This is a genomic window from Haloferula rosea, from assembly GCF_016595525.1.
GTDB classification, from domain to species: domain Bacteria; phylum Verrucomicrobiota; class Verrucomicrobiia; order Verrucomicrobiales; family Akkermansiaceae; genus Haloferula; species Haloferula rosea.
On sequence record NZ_JAENII010000001.1, the window covers coordinates 443,228 to 469,176 of the forward strand.

Annotated in this window: 20 protein-coding genes; 8 read left to right on the forward strand and 12 right to left on the reverse strand. The window is 63.1% G+C overall.

Features of this window, described 5'->3' with window-relative positions; translation table 11 throughout:
* Positions 1–159 precede the first annotated feature (159 nt).
* Complete coding sequence (locus tag JIN81_RS01550; protein WP_200275589.1) at positions 160–1,779, reverse strand: hypothetical protein; 1,620 nt, start codon at positions 1,777–1,779, stop codon at positions 160–162.
* A gap of 278 nt (positions 1,780–2,057) precedes the next feature.
* On the opposite strand from JIN81_RS01550, the gene JIN81_RS01555 reads away from it, so the two are divergent.
* The gene (locus tag JIN81_RS01555; RefSeq protein WP_200275823.1) at positions 2,058–2,756 is read left to right on the forward strand and encodes a type II secretion system protein; all 699 of its coding nucleotides are present in this window, start codon (positions 2,058–2,060) and stop codon (positions 2,754–2,756) included.
* A gap of 37 nt (positions 2,757–2,793) precedes the next feature.
* Entirely contained in the window at positions 2,794–5,256 is a 2,463-nt protein-coding gene (locus tag JIN81_RS01560; RefSeq protein ID WP_200275591.1) for a glycoside hydrolase family 94 protein, read from the forward strand.
* Between the two features lie 153 nt (positions 5,257–5,409).
* On the opposite strand, the gene JIN81_RS01565 is transcribed toward JIN81_RS01560, so the two are convergent.
* Both JIN81_RS01565 and JIN81_RS01570 read right to left on the reverse strand, forming a co-directional pair.
* Positions 5,410–6,183, reverse strand: coding sequence for a L,D-transpeptidase family protein (locus JIN81_RS01565; protein WP_200275594.1), 774 nt, complete (start codon positions 6,181–6,183; stop codon positions 5,410–5,412).
* Positions 6,180–7,991, reverse strand: a complete 1,812-nt coding sequence (locus tag JIN81_RS01570; protein WP_200275596.1) for a VanW family protein — start codon at positions 7,989–7,991, stop codon at positions 6,180–6,182. Before JIN81_RS01570 ends, JIN81_RS01565 begins: the two co-directional genes overlap by 4 nt.
* A 130-nt stretch (positions 7,992–8,121) precedes the next feature.
* Between JIN81_RS01570 and mtnP the strand changes: the two genes are divergently transcribed.
* From mtnP to JIN81_RS01585, 3 genes are all read left to right on the forward strand, one after another.
* Entirely contained in the window at positions 8,122–8,982 is an 861-nt protein-coding gene (mtnP, locus tag JIN81_RS01575; protein WP_200275607.1) for an S-methyl-5'-thioadenosine phosphorylase, read from the forward strand.
* 89 nt (positions 8,983–9,071) lie between these two features.
* On the forward strand, positions 9,072–9,908 hold the full coding sequence (locus JIN81_RS01580) for a polysaccharide deacetylase family protein (protein ID WP_200275609.1): 837 nt from the start codon (positions 9,072–9,074) through the stop codon (positions 9,906–9,908).
* A 27-nt stretch (positions 9,909–9,935) separates the two neighbouring features.
* A complete protein-coding gene (locus JIN81_RS01585) occupies positions 9,936–11,660 on the forward strand; it encodes a dynamin family protein (protein ID WP_200275611.1) in 1,725 nt (574 codons plus the stop codon).
* A gap of 108 nt (positions 11,661–11,768) precedes the next feature.
* On the opposite strand, the gene JIN81_RS01590 is transcribed toward JIN81_RS01585, so the two are convergent.
* Entirely contained in the window at positions 11,769–12,323 is a 555-nt protein-coding gene (locus JIN81_RS01590) for an EF-hand domain-containing protein (RefSeq protein WP_200275613.1), read from the reverse strand.
* 158 nt (positions 12,324–12,481) lie between these two features.
* Here JIN81_RS01590 and JIN81_RS01595 point away from each other — a divergent pair, with 158 nt between their 5' ends.
* On the forward strand, positions 12,482–13,390 hold the full coding sequence (locus tag JIN81_RS01595) for a phosphatidate cytidylyltransferase (protein WP_200275614.1): 909 nt from the start codon (positions 12,482–12,484) through the stop codon (positions 13,388–13,390).
* Between the two features lie 11 nt (positions 13,391–13,401).
* Positions 13,402–14,559: a 1-deoxy-D-xylulose-5-phosphate reductoisomerase gene (locus tag JIN81_RS01600; RefSeq protein ID WP_200275617.1), complete on the forward strand. Its 1,158-nt coding sequence runs from the start codon at positions 13,402–13,404 to the stop codon at positions 14,557–14,559.
* Positions 14,560–14,652: 93 nt separating this feature from the next.
* Here the strand turns inward: JIN81_RS01600 and JIN81_RS01605 are convergent, their stop codons facing one another.
* The 8 genes from JIN81_RS01605 to JIN81_RS01640 are packed head-to-tail and all read right to left on the reverse strand — an operon-like array spanning position 14,653 to position 24,748.
* Positions 14,653–18,360, reverse strand: coding sequence for a hypothetical protein (locus JIN81_RS01605; RefSeq protein ID WP_200275619.1), 3,708 nt, complete (start codon positions 18,358–18,360; stop codon positions 14,653–14,655).
* 21 nt (positions 18,361–18,381) lie between these two features.
* Positions 18,382–19,110, reverse strand: a complete 729-nt coding sequence (locus JIN81_RS01610; RefSeq protein ID WP_200275621.1) for a hypothetical protein — start codon at positions 19,108–19,110, stop codon at positions 18,382–18,384.
* 4 nt (positions 19,111–19,114) lie between these two features.
* Positions 19,115–20,119: a vWA domain-containing protein gene (locus JIN81_RS01615; protein WP_200275622.1), complete on the reverse strand. Its 1,005-nt coding sequence runs from the start codon at positions 20,117–20,119 to the stop codon at positions 19,115–19,117.
* On the reverse strand, positions 20,119–21,036 hold the full coding sequence (locus JIN81_RS01620; RefSeq protein WP_200275624.1) for a vWA domain-containing protein: 918 nt from the start codon (positions 21,034–21,036) through the stop codon (positions 20,119–20,121). The genes JIN81_RS01615 and JIN81_RS01620 overlap by 1 nt, the downstream gene beginning before the upstream one ends.
* Positions 21,033–21,833, reverse strand: a complete 801-nt coding sequence (locus JIN81_RS01625; RefSeq protein ID WP_200275626.1) for a hypothetical protein — start codon at positions 21,831–21,833, stop codon at positions 21,033–21,035. The genes JIN81_RS01620 and JIN81_RS01625 overlap by 4 nt, the downstream gene beginning before the upstream one ends.
* Positions 21,830–22,687, reverse strand: coding sequence for a DUF58 domain-containing protein (locus JIN81_RS01630; RefSeq protein ID WP_200275627.1), 858 nt, complete (start codon positions 22,685–22,687; stop codon positions 21,830–21,832). The genes JIN81_RS01625 and JIN81_RS01630 overlap by 4 nt, the downstream gene beginning before the upstream one ends.
* An 8-nt stretch (positions 22,688–22,695) precedes the next feature.
* Positions 22,696–23,667, reverse strand: coding sequence for an AAA family ATPase (locus JIN81_RS01635; protein WP_200275630.1), 972 nt, complete (start codon positions 23,665–23,667; stop codon positions 22,696–22,698).
* 31 nt (positions 23,668–23,698) lie between these two features.
* Positions 23,699–24,748 (reverse strand): TlpA disulfide reductase family protein, encoded by a 1,050-nt coding sequence (locus JIN81_RS01640; protein ID WP_234044373.1) that lies wholly within the window; start codon positions 24,746–24,748, stop codon positions 23,699–23,701.
* A gap of 225 nt (positions 24,749–24,973) precedes the next feature.
* Between JIN81_RS01640 and JIN81_RS01645 the strand changes: the two genes are divergently transcribed.
* On the forward strand, positions 24,974–25,924 hold the full coding sequence (locus tag JIN81_RS01645) for a trypsin-like serine protease (protein ID WP_200275635.1): 951 nt from the start codon (positions 24,974–24,976) through the stop codon (positions 25,922–25,924).
* The last annotated feature ends 25 nt before the right edge of the window (positions 25,925–25,949 follow it).

A 25,949-nucleotide genomic window follows, 5' to 3' on the forward strand; every position in this document is an offset into this window, starting at 1 on the left:
GGAAGCATGGGAGTGCGGGTTCTCAAAGGCGCGTCAGCGTTCTTTTTCGGCCCACGATGGCCGAGAAAACGCCCTTCTTCGGGGAAGGGCTTCCCAAGGAATGCAAAAGGCCGGCATCGTGAGATGCCGGCCAGTTTGAATGGTTGAAGCTTCTCCGGCTCAGGGGGTATTGAGACGGTAGAAGTTGGCCGGAGTGCCTGGGGTGGAAATCGTCAACTCGAAGTTGTCACCATTCTCGACCGGCACGCCGACGACTTGTTCCCACGCGTCCGAAGCACCCAGGTCCGTGGATTCCTCAAGCACGGCATTGGCGGGGGTGGCGATCGGCCAAACGAGAGTGATCTCTCCTGCGCCCGGGCCTTGGACGATGGACAGGCTCAGGTCGGTCGGAGCGTTGAGATCACGGATGACCAGATAGTCGACGAGCACTTCGTCAGCAGCACCCCAGTCCAAGGTGTTGGTGTTGGCTGTCGTCCGGACCTGATCGAACTCGAGGCCTGTGGCTGCCATGGCGATACCCGACACGCAGTTTCCGATGCCGTCACCGAGTTGCCAGTGGACGTCGAAGGTGTCGGTGTCCAAGTCGGCGACCACCGAAACGTTCAGGTCGGTGATGGTGGTGACTCCGAAGTCGACTAGGGTTGTGTTGGTGTTTCCGACACGGGTTTGCAGGAGGAGGCTGCTGTTCTGCCGATGGAGACGGACGATGAAGAGGTCGGTGCCGGCGCCTTTGTCGCGCATCCCGAAGCCCACATTCGCGCCGGTCACATCACCACCGGAAAGAGTGGCCGAAGGGACGAACCATTCCATGCCGAAGCGCCCGGTCGTCTGGTCCGGTGTGGTGATGTCACCGTTGCGGAAGATGCTGTCGGTATCGCTCGTGCCTTGGGTGAAGACCATGTTTCCGCCCGAAGTCACGGCATTGTCGGCGTTTCCACCCAGCGTGCCGGTGCCCGCGTCGTTCTGGGCGTTGCCGAGGCTTTCGCCGTCGATATTGAATTGCCAGTCCTCGATGGCCGGTGCGACCGGAGGGTCGGTGTAGGTCGAGAGTGTCAGGAAATCGACCGCCACTTCGTCCGTGGCGCCCCAGTCGGTCGCATTCGTGCTGGCGTAGAGGCGGAGGCGGTCGAGCGTTGATCCGGTGATATCCATCGGGATGTTCGTCTGGCATCGTTGAGGCTGGCCGTCCGGAGTCCAGTAGACATCGTAGGTGTCGCTATCCATGTCGAAGATCACGCGGACTTCGAGTGGGCCGGTGAGACTGGTTTGCGCGAAGTCCTCCAGATCGGTGTTGAGGCCGGTGGAGCTGTTGCGTCGCTGGAGGCGGAGGTCGCCATTTTGCTTCTGGAGGCGGACATTCAGCAGGTCGACGTTGCTCGAGTTTCGAACTGTGAATCCGACATTGGCACCAGTAGCATCCCCGCCTGCCAAAGTCGCGGACTGGTAGGTGAAGGCGAGTTCGAACTTGCCGGTGGTGGCACCTGGTGTGGTGACGTCGGTCGTGCGGAACAAATTGTCGGTGGATTCATCGACTTCGGTGGTCTCCGGGTCGTCGACGCTGACGGAAAACACCAGGTGGCCTGAGCCGTCGGTGGCGACGTTTGCGACGTTACCGGCCCACGCGGCGGTGCCTGCTGAGTTGACGAGGCCAGTGAAGGGAGTGTCGGCGGCTTCATTGAACTGCCAGTCCTCGAGCGTGCTGGCCGAAGCGGGTGACGAGCCGACTCCTACGACAGCCATGAGGCTGAGGAGAGTGGTCAGTGAATTGGATGGTTTCATGGGTTTCGAGTAAGATTCGTGGTTTGAATGATCGGAACCATAGTGAGTGCCATTGGATGAAATCAACAAGGCGCTATTGTGGTGAAGAACGGTGGGTTTAAGTTGATAAAACGCACTTTGCGTCCGTTTCTTGCAATTCCTGATGGTGCTGATTGATCGGTTTCTGGATGCGATAGTGCGTTCCTGCATGGTTTCGAGGACGAAAATGGCTGCGGGGTTCCCTTGAGCAAGGCGCAGGGATCGGGGAAGGTTCGGAAACTCAAATCCGAATCCTCTTCATGAAAACCCATTTCTTCAAACCAACCCGCGCCGCAGGTTTCACCCTGGTCGAACTTCTTGTGAGTATCGTCATCGTGGCGGTGCTTGCTTCGGTGGTCTTCGCCGTTTCGATCCGCGTGAAGTCGAAAGCGAATGCTGCCGGTTGTGTATCGAACCTCCGTCAGGTCGGCAGCATGATGAATGCAGCGGCTGTGGAAAACAGCGGCATGTATCCTCATGGCGGGCCACCCAAGGGGTGGATTCGTCGTCTGGTGTCCGAGGTTGATACCAGTTATCCGGATACCGGTGGTCCGGCGGATGGTCCCTTCTTCAAGGATGGAGCCGGGAACATCTTCAATTGTCCTGCCGACAAGGATGGGTGCCGCGAACTTCATAAGAGCTACCTTGGCAATCCATGGGTGCTCGGGATGAAGGACGGGGAGGGTGAGTGGCTCGGAAATGGTGCCTTTTCCCCGCGGCGTGTGCAGTCGATTCGCCAACCGGCCCGCACCTTCCTCATCGTCGAGGACTGGACCCGCGATGCGCCGCTGTGGCGTGGCAACGGCCTCCGTTACCGGGGTGATCTCAACAAGGATGCTGAGAACCCTGCCCACGGAGAGGGGCGGCACTTCCTCTATGTGGATGGGCATGTCGAGTATCTCGCCAAGGACCCGGGCATGACCGACGAAGGTTATGCGGTGCACTACCAGGGCCGATAAGCGTGTTCGATTCACTTTCTTTCCTTCTGACTCAGTCATGAAATACGGTTACTTTGACAACGATCGGCGCGAGTACGTGATCACCGATCCCAGGACCCCGGTCAAGTGGGTCAACTACATCGGCTCGCTGGCCTTCGGCGGTATCGTCGACCAGACCGGTGGTTCTCTGCTGTGTGCCGGTGATCCGGGGTTGAACCGGATTACCAAGTACATCCCGCAGCTCCCGGCATCGGACTTCAAGGGCACCACGCTCTATCTGAGGGTGCGGGGGAAGGACGGGGTTGAGTTGATCAGCCCCTTCTTCACTCCCCGCCTGGACGCATTTGATCTCTATGAATGCCGGGTCGGGTTGTCCTATCAGACGATCGTCAGTGAGATCCGCGGAATCCGCACCGAGGTGACCATCTTCGTGCCGACCGGCGAGTCCGTCGAGTTGCGTGATATCCGGGTGACCAACCTCCGCGACGATGAAGTGGATGTGGAAGTGGTGCCGGTCGTGGAGTACAGCCACTTCGACGCGCTCAAGCAGTTTGCCAACGCCGACTGGGTGCCGCAGACGATGATGAGCGAGGCACTGCCAATCGATGCCGATCATCTCGCCCTCCTCCAGTATCCCTTCCTGAGGAAGGACGGCGCGGTGAACTATCTGTCCGCCAGCGGGGCGGTGTCGTCCTTCGAGAGCGACCGGAAGATCTTTCTTGGTGGAAACGAATATGGCACCTGGCGTGAACCGCTGGCCCTGGCATCCGGGCACCCGCTATCCTGCTACGAGGCCCGTCGTGGGGACAACATCGGTGCACTGGTGCTGCCGCTCGGAACGCTCCAGTCGGGAGCAGAGGAGCGGGTGGTTGCCATGCTCGGGCAGGCCGAGCGCGACGAGATCCGCACCACCGTGACGAAGTACTGCAACCATCATGAAGTGGATGCCGCGTTCGAGAGGTTGGCGGATTTCTGGAGCGCGAACCTTTCCGTGTTCGAGTGCCGCACGCCGGACCCTGACTTTGATGCCATGGTCAACGTGCACAATCCGCGGCAGTGCTACATGACGATGAACTGGTCGCGCTACCTTTCGCTCTATCAACTCGGCATCGGAACCCGGGGACTTGGTTTCCGTGACAGCTCGCAGGATGTCATGGGCGGACTGTCGGGTGCGCCGGGCGAAGCGAAGGAGTTGTTGCGCAAGCTGCTGAGTATCCAGAAGCCCGATGGATCCGCGATGCACCAGTTCTATCCGGCGACGATGGAGGCCGACTGCGGGGATGCCGAGGAGGAGAAGGATAATGGCAAGCTGGTCTATGGCGATGACCACCTGTGGATCGTGTCCGCGGTGTGCGCCTACCTGAAGGAGACCGGTGACCGTGATTTCCTCGATGAGAAGATCACCTACTACGATGCTAGTCTTTCCATTGACGGACGACCTGATGGAACGGTGATGGAGCACCTCTGCAAGGCGCTTGCCTGGACGAAGGAGAATGTCGGTGACCATGGCATCCCCTTGCTCGGGTTCGCGGACTGGAACGATTGCGTCAATCTTCCCGGCAAGGCGGAGAGCATGTTCAATGCCTGTCTCTACGGGCTGGGCCTGCGTGAGATGATCGAGCTCTGCGAGCACCTGGGGCATGATGACCTGGCGGAACGCTATCGGGGTGATCACGCCGACATGCGGCAACAGGTCAACGAGGTTGCCTGGGACGGGGATTGGTACGTGCGCTACTTCACCGAGCAAGGTGAGGCGCTCGGCTCGAGGAACAATGCCCATGGAGCGATCTACACCAACGCCCAGTCGTGGGCGGTGATGGCAGGGTTTGCACCGGAAGAACGGGCAAGTCGTGCCTTGGATTCAGTGCGCGAGAAACTCAACACGCCCTTCGGGATCAAGCTGAGTGGTCCGGGATACAACCAGTATGACCCGGAAATCGGTGGAGTGACGACCTATCCGCCCGGTGCCAAGGAGAACGGCGGCATCTTCCTGCATTCCAACCCCTGGGTGATGATCGCCGAGACGATGCTTGGACGTGGCGACCGTGCCTTCGAATACTACTCACAGATCAACCCGGCGAAACGCAATGACGACATCGATCTGTTCGAGGTGGAACCCTATTGCTATCCGCAGAACATCCTCGGGGACGAGCATCCCCAGTTTGGCCTCGGCCGGAACAGCTGGTTGTCGGGCACGGCATCGTGGACCTATCAGGCGGCGACAAAGTTCATCCTCGGCATCCGACCCGGGCATGACGGGTTGGTGGTGGATCCCTGCGTGCCGAGTTCCTGGGACCGCTTCGAAGTCACCCGTCGGATCCGTGGCGCGAGCTACAGGATCGTGGTGGAGAATCCGCAGGGAGTGTCGCGGGGGGTGGCTTCCATCACCGTCGACGGCAAGGCCTTGGACGGCGGAGTGATTCCTTACTGCGACGGCGGCGAACATCTCGTCGAGATCACGATGGGTGAGGAGTCTCACGGCGTGGTCGAGGATGTCACGGAATTGGCGGCTGCCGGGTGAGGCGGGATTCGAGGTCCTTTTTCCATCATTCATCCCGCGGGAAGTTTCGGTCACGGAATGAGGCCGAACTCCCGCTCGATGGTCGGCATCGGGCATTGCTGCCTGGGGTGTTGATCCGGGCTGGCGCAGAGACTGCGTTCAGCGTCCTGGCTTTCACTCAAACGCATACTTCCCGTCGACGATGCTGGTGTCCGGCGGGCGGCGGGTCTTTTCGAAGTGGTCGTGGCCTTGCTTGAGGTTCTTCCAGAAATCGAGATGCTTGCTGGAGGCGGCACGGCGCATGCGGGTTTCGGTCATGCGGAAGGGAAAGAGGTGGATGCGGATGAAGGGTTGGCCGTTGGTGAGGGCGGCATCGCAGAGGGTGTAGATTTCCTCGATCTTTTCGTCGCTCATGGCGAGGCAGCCGATGCTGACGCAATTGCCGTGAACCATGATGAAGGAGCCGGTGCGTTTGTGATGCCGGTCGTAGGCGTTCGGGTAGCCGATGTTGAAGGCGAGGTGGAAGGTGGAGTCGGGTTTCATGCCGGAGCGGGCGAAGAAGTAGAAGCCCTCGGGGACCTGGCGGTCTCCTTCGGCGGTCTTCGGTCCGAGGGCGCCGGAAGCGGCGGCGATGGGATAGCTGCGGAAGAGTTTGAATGTCTGGGTGCCGGGTTCCTGCACCCAGAGTTCGAGCACGTTCTCTTCCTTGTAGGCGCGCAGGAATACAGGGTCACCGAAGCGGAGTTTCTTCGCTTCCAGATCGCGGGTGAGGGATGCGCGGACGCGCTGGGCGGCGGCCTTGGCCCGTGCGGGCCCTGGCAGGGATGAATCGACAGCGCGGTTGGCTGCGGTGGTGCTTTCCTCGTCCACGGTGCTGGTTTCTGAGTCGGTGTCCTGACTCCGGCAAGAGCAGAGGACGAGAGAGAGGATGAAGAGAAGCGCTTTCATGCAGGCGCGGCGTGGTCGGCGGTGGCGGTGGCGGGAGGTGCGGGACTTTCGGTGTGAAGGGATTGGATGGCGTCGGCGAGGAGGGTGGGGTTGGGTTCCGGGAGGGTACGGAGCAGGGGGTGTTGGGGAAGGCCGCAGGTGGAGGTGGCGATGACGGGGATGCCGTGGGCGAGGGCGCGCAGGGCGAGGCGGGGTTGGTGCTCGACCCAGGCGGGAAGGATCAGGGCGTGGCAGGTGGGCAGATCGGAGAGGGTGGCGGGATGCCAGCGGATGGACTCAAGTGGATCGTCAGCAGAGTCTTCACGGGCGCGGCCGAGGACCAGGAGTTCGTGGTCGGTCCCTTCGAGGGCGGCGGCCAGTTCGTGGATGCCTTTTCGTCCAAGCGGGGAGCAGGGGAGGAAGAGCCGGAGAGGTGCCGAGCTGTCGTGGGGTGGACGGGTGCCCGGGGTGGTCGGGTGCGGCATGTCCCAGTCGATCAGCCATGCGCGGTGCCCGAAGTGGCTGGCGAGGGCGCGGTGCGGGGTGATCAGTCTTCCCGCCTGCTCGAGGGCTTCGGTCTCGGAGCGGACGAGTTCGTCATCGGCGCGGAAATCGCCGAGGGTGGGTGAGTCCGGTTGCTGCCGGGAAGCGGTGTCGAGGCGCCGGTGGAGTTCGGCCAGCGGCCAGCGGGTGACGAGGACGTCGAAGGTCCGGCCCCCTAGGGTCCCGAGTTGCCAGAGGTGAGGGAGGAGGTTCTGGCTGACGACGAGGTGCCGGCACTGCGGAGAGATACGGTGGTCGTAGTAGCTTGCGAGGTCGGCGTCGGCCCTGAGGAGGGCTGCCTGCCGGATCGCACCCTGGGCGGGCAGCCGGCGTTGCTGGATGGAACGGCGGAGGGTGGGGATGGTCGCGTGGCAGGCGACTGCGTGGCCGGGTGGATTCCAGCGGTAGTTGGGTTTTCGCCACTTGTGTCCGTCGAGCGGAGTGAACCAGTGATCTCCCTCGCGGGCGTGTCCGGCACACCAGCGATCTAATTCCGGCCAGCGGGCATCGAGGAAGAAGGCGGAGTGGCCGAGGGCGGGCGCGTGGGAGGTGATGGCGGAGGGGTGCCGGAAGCACTCGGTTTGATTGCAGGTGAGGCAGTCTCCGGTCGCGGGCGGTCGCGGCAGTTCGGTGGCTTCGGTTTTCCGTGATACCACATCGATGGGGGAGCCGCTGCGCATGCGGACTGCCAGGGTGGTGGCATCGAGACGGACTTCGAGGCGCCAGGCGACGGGGGCCCGGAAACGAAGGTCGACGTAGTTCCAGAAGACGGTGGCGTCGCGATCCTTCTCGGCGTCGGACCCGGGGATGGTGCGTGAGTGGGCGTGGCGTTCGACGATTTCCAGACCGGCGGCGAGGGCGGCCTGATAGAGCAGGCCGGAGAGTTGGCACAGTCCGCCACCGCGGGAGGGGACGAGGCATCCTTCGCGGAGTTCGCGGCCGATGGTGTAGCCGCGGCTCCGGGTGGTGCGTCCAAGTTGGCGCCAGAAGCTGAAGATTCGGCCTGCGGGGACTTCGATGCCGTCGAGGGCGCGTGCGGCGACCCGGAGGTTCTCGATCTTTCCGGCAGTGAGTGGAAATTCGGCGGGCGTGGTCTGGGTCCACAGCGGGGACTCAGCGGAGCCGAGGACCGGAGCGTCTTCAAGGCTTTGTGCGCGTGGGTGACGGGCGGGGCGGTGGCGGAGATCCCAAGCGGCCCGGCGGCATTGGAAGACGCGGGTTTTCAGTCCGAAGAGGAGGGCTTCGAAGCGGCTGGGGAGTTCGCGGGTGTTGGGGTCGGAAGACAAGGTGGCTGAGGAATCTAGCGCCGCCGCCGGTGAGTTCTATTTGAAGGGCAGGTGAAGAATCGGGATGGCGGGATGCGGGCGGTCGGGTTTTGAGGTTGATGGATGGGGTGGGGGATGAGAAGGGCATGGCATGGCTGCAGCGATTGGCATCATTGGTGGAAGTGGGCTTTATGAGATCGAAGGCTTCGAGAAGTCGGAGGAACGCCGGGTGGAAACGCCGTATGGTGAGCCGTCGGATGCTTTGGTCGGTGGCATGCTGGGAGGTCGCCAGGTGTGGTTTCTTCCTCGCCACGGGCGGGGTCACCGGATCCTGCCGCACGAGATCAACCATCGGGCGAACCTATGGGCGCTGCGCAGTCTGGATGTCCGCTTCCTGATCTGCGTGACGGCAGTGGGCAGTTTGCGCGAGGCCTACGCTCCGCGGGACGTGGTCCTGCCCGACCAGTATTTCGACCGCACCAGTCGCCGTGAGCATCACACCTTTTTTGGCAAGGGCATCGCCGGGCACGTTTCCTTTGGTGACCCGGTCAGCGAGGGAATGAGGCAGATCCTGCGTGATGCAGCGATCGCCGAGGGGGCGACGGTGCATGACCGTGGCACCTACGTGAACATGGACGGGCCGGCATTTTCGACGCGGGCGGAGAGCGAGGCGAACCGCCAGCTGGGATTCGATGTGATCGGGATGACCAACCTCCCGGAAGCCAAACTTGCGCGTGAGGCTGAGATTGCGTCGGCGACGCTGGCGATGGTGACGGACTACGACTGCTGGAAAATCGAGGAGGATGCGGTCAGTGCCGAGTCGGTGATGGGGCACTTGAAGGCCAACGTGGCACTGGCGAAGCGGGTGCTGGCGAAGGCGGTGCCGGCGGTGCCCGAAGAGCCTGAGTGGCCCGAGCATCAGTCGCTGGACGGGGCAATCATGACCCCGCGGGAGTTCTGGCCGGAATCGACAACGGACATGCTGAGACCGCTCTTGGGGCGGTTCCTGTGAGGGATTGGTTGCAAATGAGCGCGTGACATCTGCGGAGTCGGGAGCATAATACGCGTTATTCCATGACGCGCCCTCTTTCGGAGATCTTAATGAAAACCGCCCTTCACATCGCTGCCTTCTCGCTTCTGAGCATGTCGCTCGGCAGCTGTTCGAACCAAGAACCCGAGACAGCGGCGGAAGCGGCTCCGGTGAAGAGCAGTGCGAACCGCTCTTACGAAACGCCGAAGACGAAAGGTCCGGTTCCCAAGAATCCGGACATGCGGATGTCCGCCAATTTCTCCAAGGATGCCGGCGTGACCATCTCCCGAGTTTCGGTTGGCCAGCCATTTGTGGCGATGACCTTTGACGATGGCCCGCACCCGCGGAACACACCGCGTCTGCTGGACATGCTCCGGGAGCGGAACATCAAGGCGACGTTCTACGTGATCGGTCGCAATGTGGATCTCTACCCCGCGCTGACCCGCCGCATTGTGGCGGAAGGTCACGAGATCGGGAATCACACCTACACGCACGGCAATCTGACCAAGATGAGCGACGAGAAGGTCCGTGGTGAGCTCAATCGCTGCCGTGAGTCGATCGCCAAGGCGACCGGGGTGCAGCCGCGCACGATGCGTCCTCCCTATGGCGCATTGCTTCAGCGTCAGCGTTCCTGGATCCACGGTGAGTATGGCTACCCGACGATCCTGTGGTCGGTTGACCCGCGGGACTGGCAGCGTCCGGGGCCGTCGGTGGTGACCTCGCGGATTCTTTCCGGCACGACGCCGGGAGCCATCATTCTGGCGCACGATCTGCACGCTCCCACGGTGGACGCGATGCCGTCGACTCTCGATGGTCTGCTGCGCAAGGGATACAAGTTTGTCACGGTGTCCCAACTTCTGGCGATGAAGCCGGATTCCGCTCAGGCGTCGGTCACGCCGGCTCCTTGATCGGTCGGTTGAAGGCTTCCTTCGGCCATGGTGGGTGAGCGGTATTTTGCGGCACGGGAAAGGCTGCTGGCCTGCGTCGGGGACATCCGTCGCCTCGGCGAGGAAATCCAGTTGGCAGAAGGTGGCGAGGGCGATGAGCCAAGCGGCCTCCGGGAACTTTCGCGCCCGCTCAGGGTCGTGGCGCTCGGCGAGGTCAATGCGGGCAAGTCCACCTTGCTCAGTGCACTGGCTGGCGCCGAGATCTGTGAGATCGGGCCGCTGCCGACGACGCAGCGGACGATCCATTACCGCTATGGGTCCGCGGAGAAGGAAGTGGAGGGGAAGGATGGCTGGCTTCACGTATCGAAGCGGCATGAGTTCCTGAGGCGGGTTGAACTGATCGATACGCCGGGGAGCAATTCGGGCTGGCGGGAGGTCGTGCTGGCCGACATCGGGAAGTTTTCCAAGGCCGACCTGATCCTGATGGTTTTCCCGTCTGGCAATACGTGGACGGCGGCCACCTGGGATCTTCTGAGTGCGGTTGACGATGAAGCGCTGGACCGGGTGCTTCTCGTGGTCCAGCAGGCGGATGAGAAGTCCGCCGAGGATCTGCGGGTCATCGAGGGTCACATGAGGGAGCTATCGGTGAAGAAGGTCGGTCGTGAGTTGCCGATTCTCACCATGGCGGCCGGTCTCGCGCTGGAGGCGAAGATCTCCCCGGAAACGGCGAGGAAAGGCTGGTCGGCGAGCCGATTCTCGACCTTCGAGGACTTTTTCACCCGCGAGGTGTGCGATTCGGTGGCGAAACGGTATGTGTTCGACCGGACTTGTCAGGAGGCGACCCGGTTGTTGCGGCGGATCGAGGATGCCCTCGATCGTCAGCGGCGGGGCATGGATGACGACGGCTGGTTTCTTGCCGGGCTGGAGCGTGAGGCGGATGAATTGCGCGAGTTGGTGGTTGCGGATGCCGACCGGACCCTGGTCAAGCTGAGGGAGCCGTACGAGGCCTTGGTGGCACAGGTAGGGCGGGCATTGGCGGGTCGGCTGGGGCCGATGAGGACATTCATCGGTTTGCTCTTCGGAGATCGCAGTGCGACGATTCTTGAAGCGCAATTGGCGGAGAAACTGCAGGACATGATGGCGGACTTCAGTCGCCAGGATGCTGCCCGCTTGCTGAACGAGTGCGAGGGTCACTGGGGTGAAGTCCGTCCGCGGGTGATTGAGCGCATGGGGATGGATCCCGGCGAAGCCGTCACGTCCGGGGAAGCCCGGGAGGGGGTGATTGATCACTCGGTCGAGGAAACGAGCAAGGCGTTGCCGGGTTTGCTCCAACAACTCCGGTTGCGGGGTTCGTTGGATGGTCCACTGCGGAGCCGGAACCGGCGTTTGAAGGGGATGGCGACCTTGTTGTTTCTCCTGCTGATCGGTGCCGGAGTCTGCGGCACCCTCGGGGTGGAGCCGATCGCAACCTGGTTGCTGCTGACCGCAGGAGGCATGGCGTTGATGAGCCTTCTGGTGACCTGGGTCAGTGGACGACGGGTCGTGAGCGATGCCAAGCAGCGCTTGATGGATTCCGAGGCCCAGGTGGAACGCGCGGTGCGTCCGTTTTACATCGAGTCCGTCCGGGACCTGTTTGGAGCCTATTCCAACGGCTTGATCGGGGTCAGACGTCAGCTTGCAGATCGTCAGGCTGATCTGGCACCTCAGGCGGAGAAGTGGGACGCCCTGTATCTCCGGCTCAAGATGATCGAGCAGGAACTGGAGGAAGGCTGAGGGAGTCGCTGCCCTCCACTGGGCGGGCCGGGGCAGCGTTGAAAGAAAACGGCCCGAAGCGAGATCGCCCCGGGCCGTGAGAATGACTGAAGTCAGTCGAGTGCGACCTTATTGGCCACCCTTTGGCTTGCCTGGGCCGCCTTTGCCGCGGCCTTCGCCGCCTGCACCTGGACCACCCTTGCCGCGACCTGGGCCGCCGGCACCCGGGCCGCCTTTACCGCGACCTTCTCCGCCACGGCCAGCCATTGGGCGTGGTGGGATCTGCTCACCGGCGTCGATGGCTGCCTTGCGCTCGTCGGGGCTCAGCTTGCCGTCCTTGTCGGCGTCATACTTCTCGAGGATCTCCTTGCGCTTGGCTTCCATGTCGGAGCGCATTTGCTCACGTTCGGTCTCGTCGAGTTTGCCGTCTTTATCGGCGTCGTATTTTTCGAGCATGGCGGCGCGGCGCTTTTCCATTTGTGCCTTGCGTGCTTCGCCAGCGGCCTTGCGCTCATCGGCGTCGAGCTTGCCATCCTTGTTGGCGTCGAACTTCTCGAGGACTTCAGGTGGGATCGGGCGTTCGCCGCGGTCCTTGCGTGGTCCTTTGTCGCCTTCCTGTGCGATGGCGCTGAGTGAACCAGCCGTGAGGATGGCGAGTGTCGAGCAGATGATTCGTGCTTTCATGATATCGATTGGTTGGTTGTTTGCTTTTGTTTCTGTGAATCGCAGCGGTTGCTGTCCTTCGCTGTTGAAGGGAACACCCGGTTTCGGAAAAGGTTGCGGACGAGAATGATTTGCCACAAAGCCCTTGGCCCGTTTGGATGCGGCCAGCCTTTGACTCAATGAGTTCCGCCCCAGCAAAAGATTCCAAAGCCACCGTGTTCTTCAAACGCACGGCGAGCACTCTCGGGCTTTGGGGTGTGGTCGCCCTCGGCTTTGCCAGTCGTCAGGACTGGGCCTACCTGATCCTGATCGGGGCGATCATGGTTCTGGCCACGGTGGAGTATTTTCAGATGCTGCGTGTGCGCGGGGAGAAGTGCTTCCCGCGTTTCGGCATCGGGTTGGCGGTGCTTTATGCGGTGGCCATGTCGTGGTTTCTCCTGCGTGGCGATGGTGTCCTGCCGGTGGGATTCACCGGTGCCGCGGTCTTCCTGGCGATTGCCGGTGCCTTCGCGTTGCAGCTGCGCCATCCGATCCGTGGGGACGAGCCACTCAAGGCGGTCGCCTTCACGTTGCTGGGATTCATCTACCTGCCGGTTCTCTTCGGCTATGCGCCACGCCTTGTCTTTGAGCTCGATGGGCCGGGTGAGGTGCCGGGGGCGATGGTCCTGTTGTGGTTGATCGCCGTGACCAAGTTCACCGACATGGGTGCCTACATCGTGGGATCCGCGATCGGGAAGCACAAGATGATCCCCCACGTGAGTCCCGGGAAGACGTGGCAGGGTTTTGGTGGAGCGCTGATTTTTTCCCAGCTGGCTGGCTGTGGCCTCTATGCATTTTTCCAGGATGACATGCCGAACTTCGCCACCGGCCTGCATGTGCTGGGTGGCTGGGGGGCGGTCGTCGGCCTGGGTGTGGTCATTGCCTTGCTGGCGGTGATTGGCGATCTGGCGGAGAGCGTCGTGAAGCGTAGTCTTGAGGCGAAGGACTCGGGCCACATGTTGCCGGGGATCGGGGGAGCGCTTGATCTGATCGACTCGCTCTGCTTCACCGCGCCATTCCTGTATTTCTACCTCCAGTGGGTGCATTGATTGTGAGCGGAGTGACGAAGAGGAAAAAGGTGGTCTTGCTCGGTTCGACGGGCTCGATCGGAGGTTCGACCCTTGAGGTGGCGAGGCAGTTGCCCGAACGGGTGGAGTTGATCGGCCTGGCAGCCAACTCCAGTGTGGAGGCCCTGGCCGAGCAGGTGCGTGAAACCGGGGTTCGCGAGGTGGCGATTTATGACGCCTCGAAAGAAGCGGAGTTGCGCTCGCTGCTACCCGAGGGCGTGCGCGTCCGCGTGGGTGAGGAAGGATTGACCGAGTTGGCGACGCTGGCGGAGGCCGACATGGTGCTTGTGGCCATCGTGGGAACGGCCGGTTTGCAGCCTGCGCTCGCCGCGATCGAGGCGGGTAAGGATCTGGCGGTTGCATCCAAGGAGATACTCGTGATGGCCGGTGAGGTGGTCACGGCTGCGGCCGAAAGGCACGGAGTGCGCCTGCTGCCGGTGGACAGCGAACACAACGCGATTTTCCAATGCCTCGACGGTCACCGTGGTGGTGCCGATGAAGTTTCACGGCTCATCCTAACAGCCTCGGGTGGTCCATTCCGGACGATGCCGGCGGACCAGCTCGAGCAGGTGACGCTGGAACAGGCGCTGAAGCATCCAACCTGGGAGATGGGCCGGAAGATCACGATCGATTCCGCGACGCTTTTCAACAAGGGGCTCGAGATGATCGAGGCACGATGGTTGTTCGGGATCGGGATGGAGAAGATCGACGTGATCGTGCATCCCCAGAGCATCGTTCATTCCATGGTCGAGTTCGTCGACGGCTCGGTGCTTGCCCAGCTGAGCCGCACGGACATGGGGTTCCCGATTCAGTATGCGCTCACCTGGCCCGAGCGCTTGAAGGGCGGCTTGCAGCCGCTCGATTTCGCGGAGTTGGCCAAGCTGGATTTCGAGGCTCCCCGTGAGAGTGACTTCCCGGCGCTGAGGTTGGCGCGCACCGCGGGTCTGAAGGGTGGGACCCTGCCGGCGGTGTTCAATGCGGCCAACGAGGTTGCGGTGGATGCCTTCGTGGACCGTCGACTCAGCTTCCCGGGAATCTGGCGTGTCGTGGAAGCCACGATGGACGCGCATGCATGCGCAGACGCCTCATCCTTGGATGCCGTGGTGTCCGCCGATGCCTGGGCGCGCGAGGAGGCGCTGAAGCGACTCTGAGCCGACCCGTTCGGGTGGCTCGAGAGTCGAGTGGCTCGCCGGGTTCCGAAGTGGCTTCGAATCCGGCGATGACCGGGCTGCGCGGTGTTCAGCTCATGCGGCGTGGCGGGCGACCTTCTGCCATTGCTTGACGACCTTCTGCAGGTCGGGTGCCGGCTGTTCCTCGCGCCCGAAGCATGAGGTTTCGATTTCGCGAATCTGTGAGGTGATGGCTTCGCGATCCTTCTCCGACAGCTTGTCTCCCACTTCGCTGCGCACGCGGCGCAGGAAGACGACGGTGGAGAATGGAGTCACGTTTTCAGGAGCTGTGAGCCGCTGCTCGGCAACGACTTCGGTCTTCCTTGAGCGGAGGACTTTCCACAGCAGGAGAATCACCACGAGCAGACCACCCGCAGCCAACAGCCAGCGGGTCAGGTGGGTCTGACCAAGGACGGAAAGGGCGATGCCTTCCGCAGCTTCTTCGGCATCGAGGTCGATCAGGTCGGTGTCGCGATACAATTTGTATTCGAGGGTCGCGGACTCCGCCGAGCCGATGGGTTGTGGAAGCGGGAAGCGCTCGGTGGCTTCAAAGTCCGGCTGGCGGCGGTAGGTGATCTGCCAGTTCCGGTCGGCGCGCGGTGCCCTCGACGATCCGTCACTGACGAACTCGATGATGGCGAGCGTGCCATCGACGACTTCGGTCTCGAATCCATCGCGCTGATACTCGAAGCACTCGTCGAGGTCGGCGATGATGCCTTGGCCCGTGGCGGAGATGTCCACGGTGAGGAGGCCTTCGCTCCAGTCGCGCTCGTCCATGGTGACGGACAAGGCGAGTTCGGGGCAGGGGCGCGGCGGCACATCGTCAGGCCGGGCATTGATGGGCTGGACCTGGGAGATCACGGGCAGGACGACCTGACCGGGCTGGTCGACGAAGTCCATGTCGAGCTGGATGGATGGGATCCGGTCGACCGCGGCATTCTTCGCCTGCAGCACGGCATAGACCATGGGGGTCTCGGTCCAGCCTTCGCGTGACAGGGGGATGGGCTTCACTCCGGAGTCGTGGAAGGTGAGCGAGACGACCTCGAAGGTCTCGTCGAGGGCGGCGTGGATGTTGCGTTCGAAGTCGCCCCGCAGGTCGCGTTGTTGGGCGCCTCCCATTCTGGCCGAGCCGGGGCCCCTCAGGTATTTGCCGTAGCCACCGCTCTCGCGGAGCAACTGGCGGGTTGATTCGAGCCCGATGTAGATGCCGAAGGGATGACCGTGGCCGACGTCGGTGGGTCCGTCGACGGTCACCCGGAGCTGGATTTCATCGAGAAGCTCCCGGTAGTAGTCGAGCGACCGGGTGGCGGCCTCCGCGGCCGGATGATCTTCGCCGATGATCTTGAGACCGGATGAGAGGAAGCGTTGTCGCACATTCGCAGGCACTCGTGGAAACAGGGTGCCCAACATCTCGCCGAACATGGTGAGGTGCGCTTCGGCGGCTTCGCCGGGCAGGGCCCTCATGGCGTCGCCAATCGACTGCAGTCCCGGGTCGGTGCGTGCGGTGTTGCTGGTCAGTTGGGCCAGGTCGCTGGCACCGAGCATGACGAGGAACCACGCCTGATAGGGCTCGACGGTCCACTGGCCTTCCGGCATCGATTCGGTGTCCTTGGCGTAGGTCTCCGCCGCTGCGCGGAAGCTGGAAAACGCGCCGTCCCGCAGGTCCACGTAGTCGGTTAGCTTGATCTGGCGGTCGAATTCATACTGCGAGGCGTCGTAGAAGAGACGGCCGCGGGTGATGAGTGCGCGCCAGTCCGAGTCGTCGTCGGGGATGCCCCGTTTGGCGAGTTCGAGAGCGGTGCGGTAGCCGCGTGAAACCTCGTCCTTGGTTTCTTCCTTGGTGCGGTTGGTATTCGCCTGCTGCTGGGTCGCGGGATCCTGCCACTCCTCACCGAGTCGGGCACGCATGCCTTCCAGCAGGTTGAGCAGTTCGGCGCGGACCATCGATTCAGGGGGGCCGAAGATGGCGACGATGTCATCGAGCTGATAGACCTCCGCACCGCTGTGCAGGGCCATGAAGGCTTCGACGACCAGGGAAGGGTCGATGGGTTCCGGCGAGATGCCACGCAGTTCGGCAAGCAGGCCTTTCAGTTCCTCGATGTTCTGATTCTGGCGGAGGCGGGTCAGGGGAATGCTCTGTCCGCTGGCGGCGAGTTGAGGAGGAACGTACATGCCGTAGGCCCGCATCTGCTTCACCCGGCTGTCCTCCGCGGGTTTGCTCTGCTTGGCCACCCAGGCGGCGAGGATGTCCTCACAGATCTGCCTTTCCAGGCCTGGATGCTCCTCGGCGTATTGCCGCACGCTGTCCATATCAAGCGAGTCCGAGTCCAGCACTTCGAGCTTGAGCAAGGTCAGTCGGACGCGCTGGGTGAGGCCGGGGTTGAGGCGCTCGACGATTTCGAGCGGCGGTGCGGATTCAAGAATCTGAGGGGTGGCGAGGGTCTTCACCTCCGCTTGGTTGAGCATCCCGTAGCGCTGGAGCATCATCCGTTGGGCCTGGGTCATCTCGGTGGCCACGACCCCGCCGGCCCGATAGCAGGCTTCCGCTTCGGCAAGCCAGTTGAGGACCAGCACGGACACATTCGGGGGGAGTGCTTCCTCCATGGTTTTCAGGCTGTCGAGAATCAGTCGCTGGGTGCCGAGGCTGTCGGTGCGGGCCTGCAGGTCGTCATCCAGTGATGCCTTCTGGCCCTGCTCGCCAAAGATGGCGATGAGGTCGGAAAGGGTCGCGCGTTGGGAGAACAGGTGTTCCTGAATCAGTTTTTGGGCGACGTCCGGTTCGAGGGCGGGGAGGAGCGCGACCAGGCGCTCCATGGCGAGGCGGAACTGGGGGCGGGTGTAGTTGCCGATGCGTGATGACTTCATCAGGATGGCGCAGACTTCCGCGGCCTTGGCAAACTGGCGTTCGTCTCGGTCCTCGATCCCGAGGGTGGTGAAGTATTCCATCGCGTAGACCAACTGGGTCAGGTCGGCCTTTTTCCATGCTTCCTCGTCGAGGGGGAGGAACGGGGCGGCATCGCGGATCCAGCCGAGCTTCGAGAGGAGCTGGGTGGCGAGCATCGCGCCTTCCTTGGTGTCGCCACCGAGGCCCTGCCAGCCTTCCTCGAGGCGTTTGACGAGGGTCTGCCGTCCTCCATCGCCGAGCGCGACTTCGGCGAGCTTGGCGACGGATGGCAGTTGGTCCTCGGTCAGGCCGCCGGGTGCGGCGGACACCAATCCGTAGAAGTCCTCACTGAGAATGGGCGCGGGGAGTTTGCGTTTCTCACGGTTCTCCTGCTGCTGCTGGGACATCCGGCGGCGGGCGGCGTAGGGGTCCTCGCCATCCGATGGGCGGGCGGGTTCGCTGAGGAGCTTGCCGACGGGCACGGCCTGATTGGCGAGGCTTGAGATCAGCTTGGTGTAAACCGGGCGGGCCTTGTCGATCGGGAGCGAGTCCAGGGTGGCCTCGACCGCCTTCCAGTCACCGAACAAAACGGCATATTGGAATTCTTCGACGGGAGTCAACTCGTCCTTGGCTTCGCGGTTGCGAAGGACCTCGAAAATCGCCTGGGGGGACCGGTCGAACTTGAGTTCCTGCAGCTCTGCGGCGAGGTCCTTCTCCGGCTCCGCGGGTTCTGCTTCGGCGGCGTCGACGGCGGCATCCGGGAGCGGTGCCTCCAGGGTTTCCAGGAGCGGGTTACCGGTGGTCGGGTCAGGTACGGGAATGACCGTAGTTTGAGCGGTGACAGCGGTCCACAACCCCAGCATCAGCAGGATCGATCGGCTCGAAATGGTGGTTTTCATGGCAGTGATGGGTCGGGTGGGTCAGGAACCTGATCCGGGTTTGAAGCGATCGAGGCCGGCTCCGGACTTCGGAGGTCCGTCACCGGAGGGTCCGCGGCCGGGTTGCTTGCCCCGTTGTCCGCGGCGTTTGGCCATTTGCTCGCTGAGCCCTTGGTTGGCCATGCACTGGCCTTCCTTCGGCAGCGGTCGGGCCATCAACTCGGTCAGGCTGAGGCGCTGGAGTTGCACGGCGGACTCGAGATCCTTCTGGTGTCGCTCGGGGTCTCCCGAATCACTGAATTCCTCGGCGAGCATGCGGTAATTCTGTCGCGCGAGCTCGGCTTCCTCCATCCACAATTCCCGCTGGGCGCCTTCGAGGCGCATCACCCAGGCGGCATAGTAGTGGATGCGGCCAGACAGCTCGCGGGCTTCACCGCGGAAGGACTTGGGCATGGAGGAGAAGCCCGGGTCGTTGACCAGCGACTCGGAGAGGTCGATGGCCTCCACGGCTTCACCGGTCCGGAAGCGGGTGCGGATCTGGGCGAGGTCGAGGCGAAGCTTCAGGTCCGGCTCGGAGGTTGCGACCAGCTTGGCCGCGTCCCGGAATGACTTGTCGGCTGTCGCCCAGTCGCCCCGTTTTTCCGCCAGCTCGCCTTCGCGGACGAGCACGCGTGCCTGATCGACTTCCAGCCAATCCTGACCGTGGCTGAAATGCAGCACGACGACGGGCAGTGGCAGGAGCAGCCATAGTAGAGCGAGATAGCGTTTCATCGGATCATGGTGAGGTTTGAGGATTCAGGGAGGCAGGGCGATGGCGCCACGGGCTGCCGAAGGCATCGAGGAAAAGGGGGATCAAGACCAGCATACTGGTCGAGCCGGCGAGCAACAGCAAGGCGGCCATGCGGCGGTCGACGCGCCACTTCGAGCCGACGGAAGGTTCGGCGGTGAGTGACTCGAGTGCTTCGCGGGGAAGGGGGCGGAAGTTGCAGTCGTAGTAGCGGGCTCCGAGGCGGCGGGCCAACTGCCCGAGATTCGCGGTGTCCTGGCGCGATTGGTGGCCGTCGATGAAGGATCCGCGGGCCGGGTCGCCGACCCCGATGACCACCGCCTGTGCGACCGCGGGTGGCAGCGGTTGCAGGCCGGTCGGCGGCAAGCTGTCGCCATCGGATAGAATCAACAAGGTGGCCGACTTCCGGGGGAGGTCCTTGATCAGCTTGCCGGCCTCATTGACCGAGGCGAGGATGTCGGTCTTTCCCGGCTTGTAGGTGATGTGGAAGGGGGTGCCGGAGGCAAGGTGGAGGAGGAGTTCGCGATCGCGGCAGCGTTCGACGAGCATCCGGGCTTCGGTATAGAAGCCGAGGGCGGTCAGGCTGACGTGTTCATCGGGCAGCTGGTCGAGCACCGACTTGAGCACTTCGGCGGCCCGGGCGTTGCGGGTCATCTCGCCGGACTCGCCGGCATCCGTCAGCAGCATCGAGGGTGAGACATCGAGCATGACGACGAGGTGTCGCTCGACGTTGTTGCCCGTCTTGCTTTCGCGGGTTCGGTTGTCAAAGGAGACCAAAGTCACAAGCGACCACGCGGCGGTGGCGATGGCTGCGACCCGCAGCCATGGGATGGCGCGGGTCCACGCACGGGGCTGGGCATCCGGGCCGAAGGCAAGCGGAGCGATCCGCCGGATGCGCCGGGCGTGGAGCCATTCGCCCAGACCCGCGAGCAGCGCGGTCGCCAGAGCGGCGCCGAGTGCGATGGCGGGGAGGTTTTCAGCGTGCCACATCATTACCACGGGGTGTAGCGGAGTCCGAGAAGGGTGAGTGCATACAGCAGCAGGGCGGCGAGCCCGGCGATGGCGAAAGGTTCGTGGTAGTCGACCCAGTCGGCGGTCGATGGCTTGAAGCGGGCTTTCTGCATCCGGTCGATTTCGCGGAAGACCTCGTCGAGGGCTCCCGAGTCGCCGACGACGAACATCTTGCCTCCAGTCGCGGCGGAGACGGTTTCCAAGCCACCGGCGCCAGCACCATCTCCGATCAGGATTCCGAACACGCGGATCCCGTCGGCCGCCAGTTCTTCGGCGACGGCGCGATCGCCTCCATTGTTGAAGTCGGCGCTGGATCCGTCACTGATGAGAACGACGGCCCTGTCGCCCTCGGCGACCTGGAGCAGTTGTTCGCGGCACCCGCGCAGGGCATTGGCGATGAGGGTGCCGCCCATCCATCCGGGCATGTTCGAGGGGCGGACGTATTTCATCGCATTGGAAACCGCCGACAGCTCTCGGGTCGGGGGCACCCAGTGAAGGTATTCGGAGCCGAAGACGGTCAGGCCGAAGGCGTCCCCTTCGCGGAAGTCGCAGAACGCTTGCGCGGCGGCCACGGCGGCCTCGAACCGGGTGCCGTTCCCACCGAACGGGACGCTCATCGATCCCGAGACATCGATGCACAGGAGGATGTTGTTGAGCACCCGCTCATCGGTCGGCGGGGCGGGGCGTCGGGGGCCGGCGAGCATCAACACGGCCACCGCGAGCAGGACGGCGGGCAGGCTTCCGGCGAGGTGGATGAAGAACCGCAGCACCCGCCCTTCACGGAGTCCGCCATGGTCGAAAGGGAGGGCGACGGCATGACCGCGACGCACCCATTGCCAAAACCCCCAGATCAGGGGCAGGGCGAGCAGCCACAGGAATGCGGGATGGTGGAAGCTCACGGGATGGCCTCCTTTCCGCTCGTCCGATAGGGGGCCAGAAGGCTCTCGATCTCATCGTCTGATGCGCCGTCAGGGTGGTGGAGCCAGCGCTCGAGTGCCTGAATCAAGCCACCCGCTTCCGGGTGCTTGCGCAGTGCCGCCAACTCGCTTGCCATGCGCTGTTGGGGGAGCTTCAGGCGGTCGCGCCAGTAGGCGGTCAGCAGGCGTTCGAGTTCGGCTTGTCCGCGGCTGTTGAGTTCTCCTGCGGCGGCTTGTTCGACGTAGGGTCGCAGTTGCTCGGCGAGGTCGGGTTCGGCCGCTGCGGTCACTTCGTCTTCGACCGTTCGTTTGCGTCGGCCGAACCAGGCGAGTGCGATCCATCCGAGGATCCACACGATTCCCAAAGCAATCAGGAGAATCCGGTAGCCGCCGAACCAGGGGACCGTGGATGGCACGAATTCGGTGAGTGATCCATCGTGATCGTTCGGCAGGATGGTTCCCACGGTGAAGGTTCGTTCTCCCAGTTCGGTCGCGGGGCTGCCGTCAGGATGCATCAGGTAGTCGGCCAGCCGATACTCCCCGGGCTCGAAGCCAATGAAGTGGAACTGGTAGGAAAACCCGTCATCGACCGGCGAGACTTCGCCGAGTCGAACGATCAGGGGAGTGCGGTCGTCGAGGGGGCGGGGAATGTAGTCACCTCGCTCCAGAGTCACGCGGTTTCCCTCTTCGATGCCGAGGGCGTGCGAGTCCTCCGGCGGCTCGGTGGCCAGTGCCAGCGCTCCGTGCACGAGGACGATGATGGCGACCAAGGTTCTCATCCGCGTCTCGCCGATCCGGCACGGTTTTTCATGAAATGCCGGAGGCTCGAAACCACCGGCTGGTCGATCGGCAGATGCAGGTAGGAGATGCCGGCTTGAGCGAGTTGGTTGCCATCGCCGTTGCCCGGGAATTGCCGATGGCCGTGGGTGACGAAGGACTTGCCGGTCTCCGCCTCGACACCCCGGAAGAAACCGGCTTTCAGCGCGCCGCGCTCGGCGGGGTCCTCCAGGTGAAGGACCATGCAGTCGTGGTCCTGGGCCATGCGCTTGATCGCCGCCACACCATCGGGGTCGTGGAGGTCGCTGATGACGACGAACAGACAGCGCTGTTCGACGCGGGGAATCAGCTCGCGCACCTTCCTGCCGAGGCTGGTTCCACCTCCGGATGATCCTTTGCGAAGCTGGTGGAGCCACTGCATGATCGATCCCCGGGAAAGCGAGGGTGTGTGGTGGAGCCCGCAGTCTCCGACGCTCATGATGCCGACGGGGTTCATGTGCTCGACGGCGGCCAGAGCGAGGCCTCCTGCGATCCTAACTGCCCAGGCGTATTTGTTCGGCGAGCAGGTTCCCACCCGCATCGAGGCTGAGGTGTCGACCAACAGATAGACTGGCATCTGGCGTGGGGCTTCGTATTCCTTCACATGGAAACGCCCGGTGCGCCCGGTGACCCGCCAGTCGATGAATTTGACCGGGTCGCCATTCTGATAGAGGCGGGACTGCACATACTCGATGCCCGCGCCGAGAAAGGGTGAGCTTTCCTGACCGTAGGCGAGTGCGTCGGCCAAGCGGCGAACGACGATCTCGAATTGCCGCGCGTCGAGCGGGTCGTCAGCGAGTGGTGCGTCGTCCGGCATGACGTGGATCAGCCCAACTGGTGAAGGATCTCTTCGAGGACATCTTCCGGTTTCCGTCCTTCGGCCAGGGCTTCGTAGCTCAGCCGGATGCGGTGAAGGACGACATCCTCCGCGAGTTCGAAGAGGTCTTCCGGGGTGACGAAGTCACGCTCCATCACGAAGGCGCGTGCGCGTGCCGCCTGGACGATGGCGAGAGCCGCACGTGGCGAGCAGCCCAGCTCCATGGCGGGATGTTCGCGGGTCAGCCGGACGAGTTCCACGCAGTGCTTCATGAAGACGTCGCTCACATGCACCTTCTGGACGGTTTCCATCGCTGCGATGAGATCGGGGAGGCCGCAGACCGGTTCGTCGGAAATCATGTCGAAGGCCGTCTTGGGAACGGCGCCGCCGTCGACGTGTTTGAGGCCCATGCCGAGTTGGCGGCGGAGCACCGTTTCCTCCTGGTCGGGGGTCGGGTAGCCGATTCGGTGGCACAGCATGAAGCGGTCGAGTTGGGCTTCCGGCAGCTCGAAGGTGCCTGCCTGCTCGACCGGGTTCTGGGTGGCGATGACGAGGAACGGGGTGGGCAGGGGGTGGCTGGCGTTGCCGATGGTGACCTTCCGTTCCTGCATGGCCTCCAGCAGCGCGCTCTGGACCTTCGGCGCCGCCCGGTTGATTTCATCGGCCAGCAGCAGGTTGGTGAAGACGGGGCCCTTGTGGGTGCGGAATTCGCCGCTCGCCTGATCCAACAGCTCGGAGCCGAGGATGTCGGAAGGCAGCATGTCGATGGTGAACTGCACGCGGCCGAACTTCAGGGCCACCGCTTTGGCGACGGTGTTGACCATCAGTGTCTTGGCGGTGCCGGGGACGCCGAGGAGGAGCAGGTGACCTCCGGTCAGCAGGGCGATCATCATTCGTTCTACGACGACGTCTTGGCCGACGACGACCTCGCCGACGCGTTCGCGGACGGCGGTGACAAAATGGGGTTGAGTCGCGATCATGGAAGGGTGTGTGGGGAAAAGGAGTTGGAGATCAGGGAAGGCGGCCCTCTTGGTAGGCTTTGAGAGCGGCTTTCATGGCCGGGGTTTGGGATGGGGCGGCAGATTCCACCGCCTGAGTCTGCAAGCGCACCGCCTTGTCGGGTTCGTCTTTTCTGAATGCAACAAGTGCCAGCACTCCGAGGGCGTCGGCCTTGACCGGCGCGGCGGAGGATGAGAGGGGCTGGGCCAGCGCGGCGGCGGCGTCGAGCATGGCGGGCGTTGCAGCCGGTGCCTGAGCGAGTGAATTTGCCACCGCAATCACCACGGTCGGCTTCTCTTCGAAGTCCTCGGCGAGGATTCCCGCCAGGGCCACGGAGTCGTCGTACTGCTTCCGTGCGATCATGAGGTCGAGCTCCATGAGACCGCCGATGTGACGGAATCCATCGGGGAGTGCTTCGTGGAGCGCGGCGACGACCGGGGCGGCTTCCTCCGGTTTGCCCTCGGCGAGCAGGGCGGATGCCTTGGTGGCCAGCGCCTTGGCTTCATCGCTCAGTGTGGCGGGTGCCGCCTTGTCGGCGGTCTTTGGCTTGGTGCCGGGTTCGGCGAGGAGTTTCTTGAGGAATGATTTCTCGAGGCTCATCGGATGACCGATGTAGGCGAGTTTGCCCTGCTTGTTGACGACGAAGGCGCAGGGGATGCCGTTCTGGCCGGCGGCTTTCAGCCAAGTTTTGGCCATCGTGCCTGCGGCGTCATCGACGCCAACGCGATAGCTCATCTTCGATCCCATCTTGCGCACGAACTGATCCACTTTGGCGGCGTCCTCGCCGAGATTCTGCCCGACGACGACCAGCCCGTCCGAGGCGAACTCTCTGGACAGCGCGTCGATATGGGGAATGGCGGTGATGCACGGGCCGCACCAGGTCGCCCAGAACTCGACGATGTAGACCTTGTCGCCCTCGAGCTCCTTGACCGGCTCACCCTGCGCCCATTTGCCCGGGGCGATGCGCGGCGCCGGGTCGCCTACTTCGAGGGCTGCCGATGCGACCGATGGTGAGAAGGCCATGCAAATACTCACAGTTGCCAAGGAAAAGTAGCGGATCATGACGCCGCGCATGTGATCCGCAAAAACCGAGGGTTGAAAGCGCAAAATCCTCTTGGCTGAGCCGATGAGAACGCCGGGGTTTTCCGGGGAACCGCAGGGAGTGGCAGGGAGGGGTTGGTTGCCAGCATGTTAGGGCGTGGTTCCTTGATCACTCGATGCCCCACCGCCCGGTTCCGCTGACGCCCGGACTTGTGGGAAGATGGTTCGGTCGATAGGGTGTGGGGAATGAAGCTCATTCTTCCTGCCTTGATGCTGGCTGTAGCTCCTGTGGAGGCGGTGCTTTTTCATGCGACGGATGACATTACGCACAACCGGGAGGTGGCACCGGGCGGGAGTGTGGCCGGGTCGGGCTGGCAGTTTCAGGGAGAGTTCGGGAATTTCACCGGCACCATGATCGCGCCGCAGTTCTTCATCACGGCGAAGCATCTCGGGGTGCCGTCGTCGACATTCGTGTCGACGGGGTACTTCAACGGCGGTTCGGACGTGGTCTACACGGTCGACACGACGGCCAACGGTGGCACGGGATACTGGAACATCGGCAGTACTGACCTGAGGGTGTTCAAGATCAACGAGACCTTTTCTTCCTACGCACCGCTCTACACCGGCAGCGGGGAAGTGGGTGAGGAACTGGTCGTCATGGGGCGGGGGACGCAGCGGGGGACGGCCGTGACCGAGATGGAGATGAGCGGAGCGACGATCGGGTGGAAGTGGGGGACGAGTGATCATGCGACGCGCTGGGGCACCAATGAGGTCCATTCCACGGTTTCCGCGGGTGGGGCGAACTACCTCTATTCCACTTTCGATCTCGGAGTGGGTGGTGACGAGGCCCACCTTTCGACGGGGGATTCGGGCGGCGCGGTGTTCATTCAGGATGGCGGGGTTTGGAAGCTGGCGGGCATCAACTACGCGGTGGATGGCCTGTGGGACTACAACGATGTGGTCGATACGAACGAGTTCAACGCGGCGCTGTTCGACTCCCGGGGGCTCTACGTCGGCAGTGATGGGGACGGCTGGACCCTCGTCGAGGATGAGGGAGCACCGGAACCGAGCGGATTTTATGCAACGCGGATCAGCAGCTACCATGGCGACATCGCTGCGATCACCGGGGTGCCAGAGCCGGGGATTTTCGCCTGCCTTGTGGTCGGTCTGGGAGTGATCGGGCGTCGTCGGCGTTGACGGCGGCGGGGTGATGGGCTCCCAT

What these genes read in the sequence shown, in the direction of transcription:
- JIN81_RS01550 (WP_200275589.1), bottom strand. Translation starts at nt 1,779, where the DNA reads ATGAAACCATCCAATTCACTGACCACTCTCCTCAGCCTCATGGCTGTC.
- JIN81_RS01555 (WP_200275823.1), top strand. Translation starts at nt 2,058, where the DNA reads ATGAAAACCCATTTCTTCAAACCAACCCGCGCCGCAGGTTTCACCCTG.
- JIN81_RS01560 (WP_200275591.1), top strand. Translation starts at nt 2,794, where the DNA reads ATGAAATACGGTTACTTTGACAACGATCGGCGCGAGTACGTGATCACC.
- JIN81_RS01565 (WP_200275594.1), bottom strand. Translation starts at nt 6,183, where the DNA reads ATGAAAGCGCTTCTCTTCATCCTCTCTCTCGTCCTCTGCTCTTGCCGG.
- mtnP (WP_200275607.1), top strand. Translation starts at nt 8,122, where the DNA reads ATGGCTGCAGCGATTGGCATCATTGGTGGAAGTGGGCTTTATGAGATC.
- JIN81_RS01580 (WP_200275609.1), top strand. Translation starts at nt 9,072, where the DNA reads ATGAAAACCGCCCTTCACATCGCTGCCTTCTCGCTTCTGAGCATGTCG.
- JIN81_RS01585 (WP_200275611.1), top strand. Translation starts at nt 9,936, where the DNA reads ATGGTGGGTGAGCGGTATTTTGCGGCACGGGAAAGGCTGCTGGCCTGC.
- JIN81_RS01590 (WP_200275613.1), bottom strand. Translation starts at nt 12,323, where the DNA reads ATGAAAGCACGAATCATCTGCTCGACACTCGCCATCCTCACGGCTGGT.
- JIN81_RS01595 (WP_200275614.1), top strand. Translation starts at nt 12,482, where the DNA reads ATGAGTTCCGCCCCAGCAAAAGATTCCAAAGCCACCGTGTTCTTCAAA.
- JIN81_RS01605 (WP_200275619.1), bottom strand. Translation starts at nt 18,360, where the DNA reads ATGAAAACCACCATTTCGAGCCGATCGATCCTGCTGATGCTGGGGTTG.
- JIN81_RS01610 (WP_200275621.1), bottom strand. Translation starts at nt 19,110, where the DNA reads ATGAAACGCTATCTCGCTCTACTATGGCTGCTCCTGCCACTGCCCGTC.
- JIN81_RS01615 (WP_200275622.1), bottom strand. Translation starts at nt 20,119, where the DNA reads ATGATGTGGCACGCTGAAAACCTCCCCGCCATCGCACTCGGCGCCGCT.
- JIN81_RS01625 (WP_200275626.1), bottom strand. Translation starts at nt 21,833, where the DNA reads ATGAGAACCTTGGTCGCCATCATCGTCCTCGTGCACGGAGCGCTGGCA.
- JIN81_RS01630 (WP_200275627.1), bottom strand. Translation starts at nt 22,687, where the DNA reads ATGCCGGACGACGCACCACTCGCTGACGACCCGCTCGACGCGCGGCAA.
- JIN81_RS01635 (WP_200275630.1), bottom strand. Translation starts at nt 23,667, where the DNA reads ATGATCGCGACTCAACCCCATTTTGTCACCGCCGTCCGCGAACGCGTC.
- JIN81_RS01640 (WP_234044373.1), bottom strand. Translation starts at nt 24,748, where the DNA reads ATGATCCGCTACTTTTCCTTGGCAACTGTGAGTATTTGCATGGCCTTC.
- JIN81_RS01645 (WP_200275635.1), top strand. Translation starts at nt 24,974, where the DNA reads ATGAAGCTCATTCTTCCTGCCTTGATGCTGGCTGTAGCTCCTGTGGAG.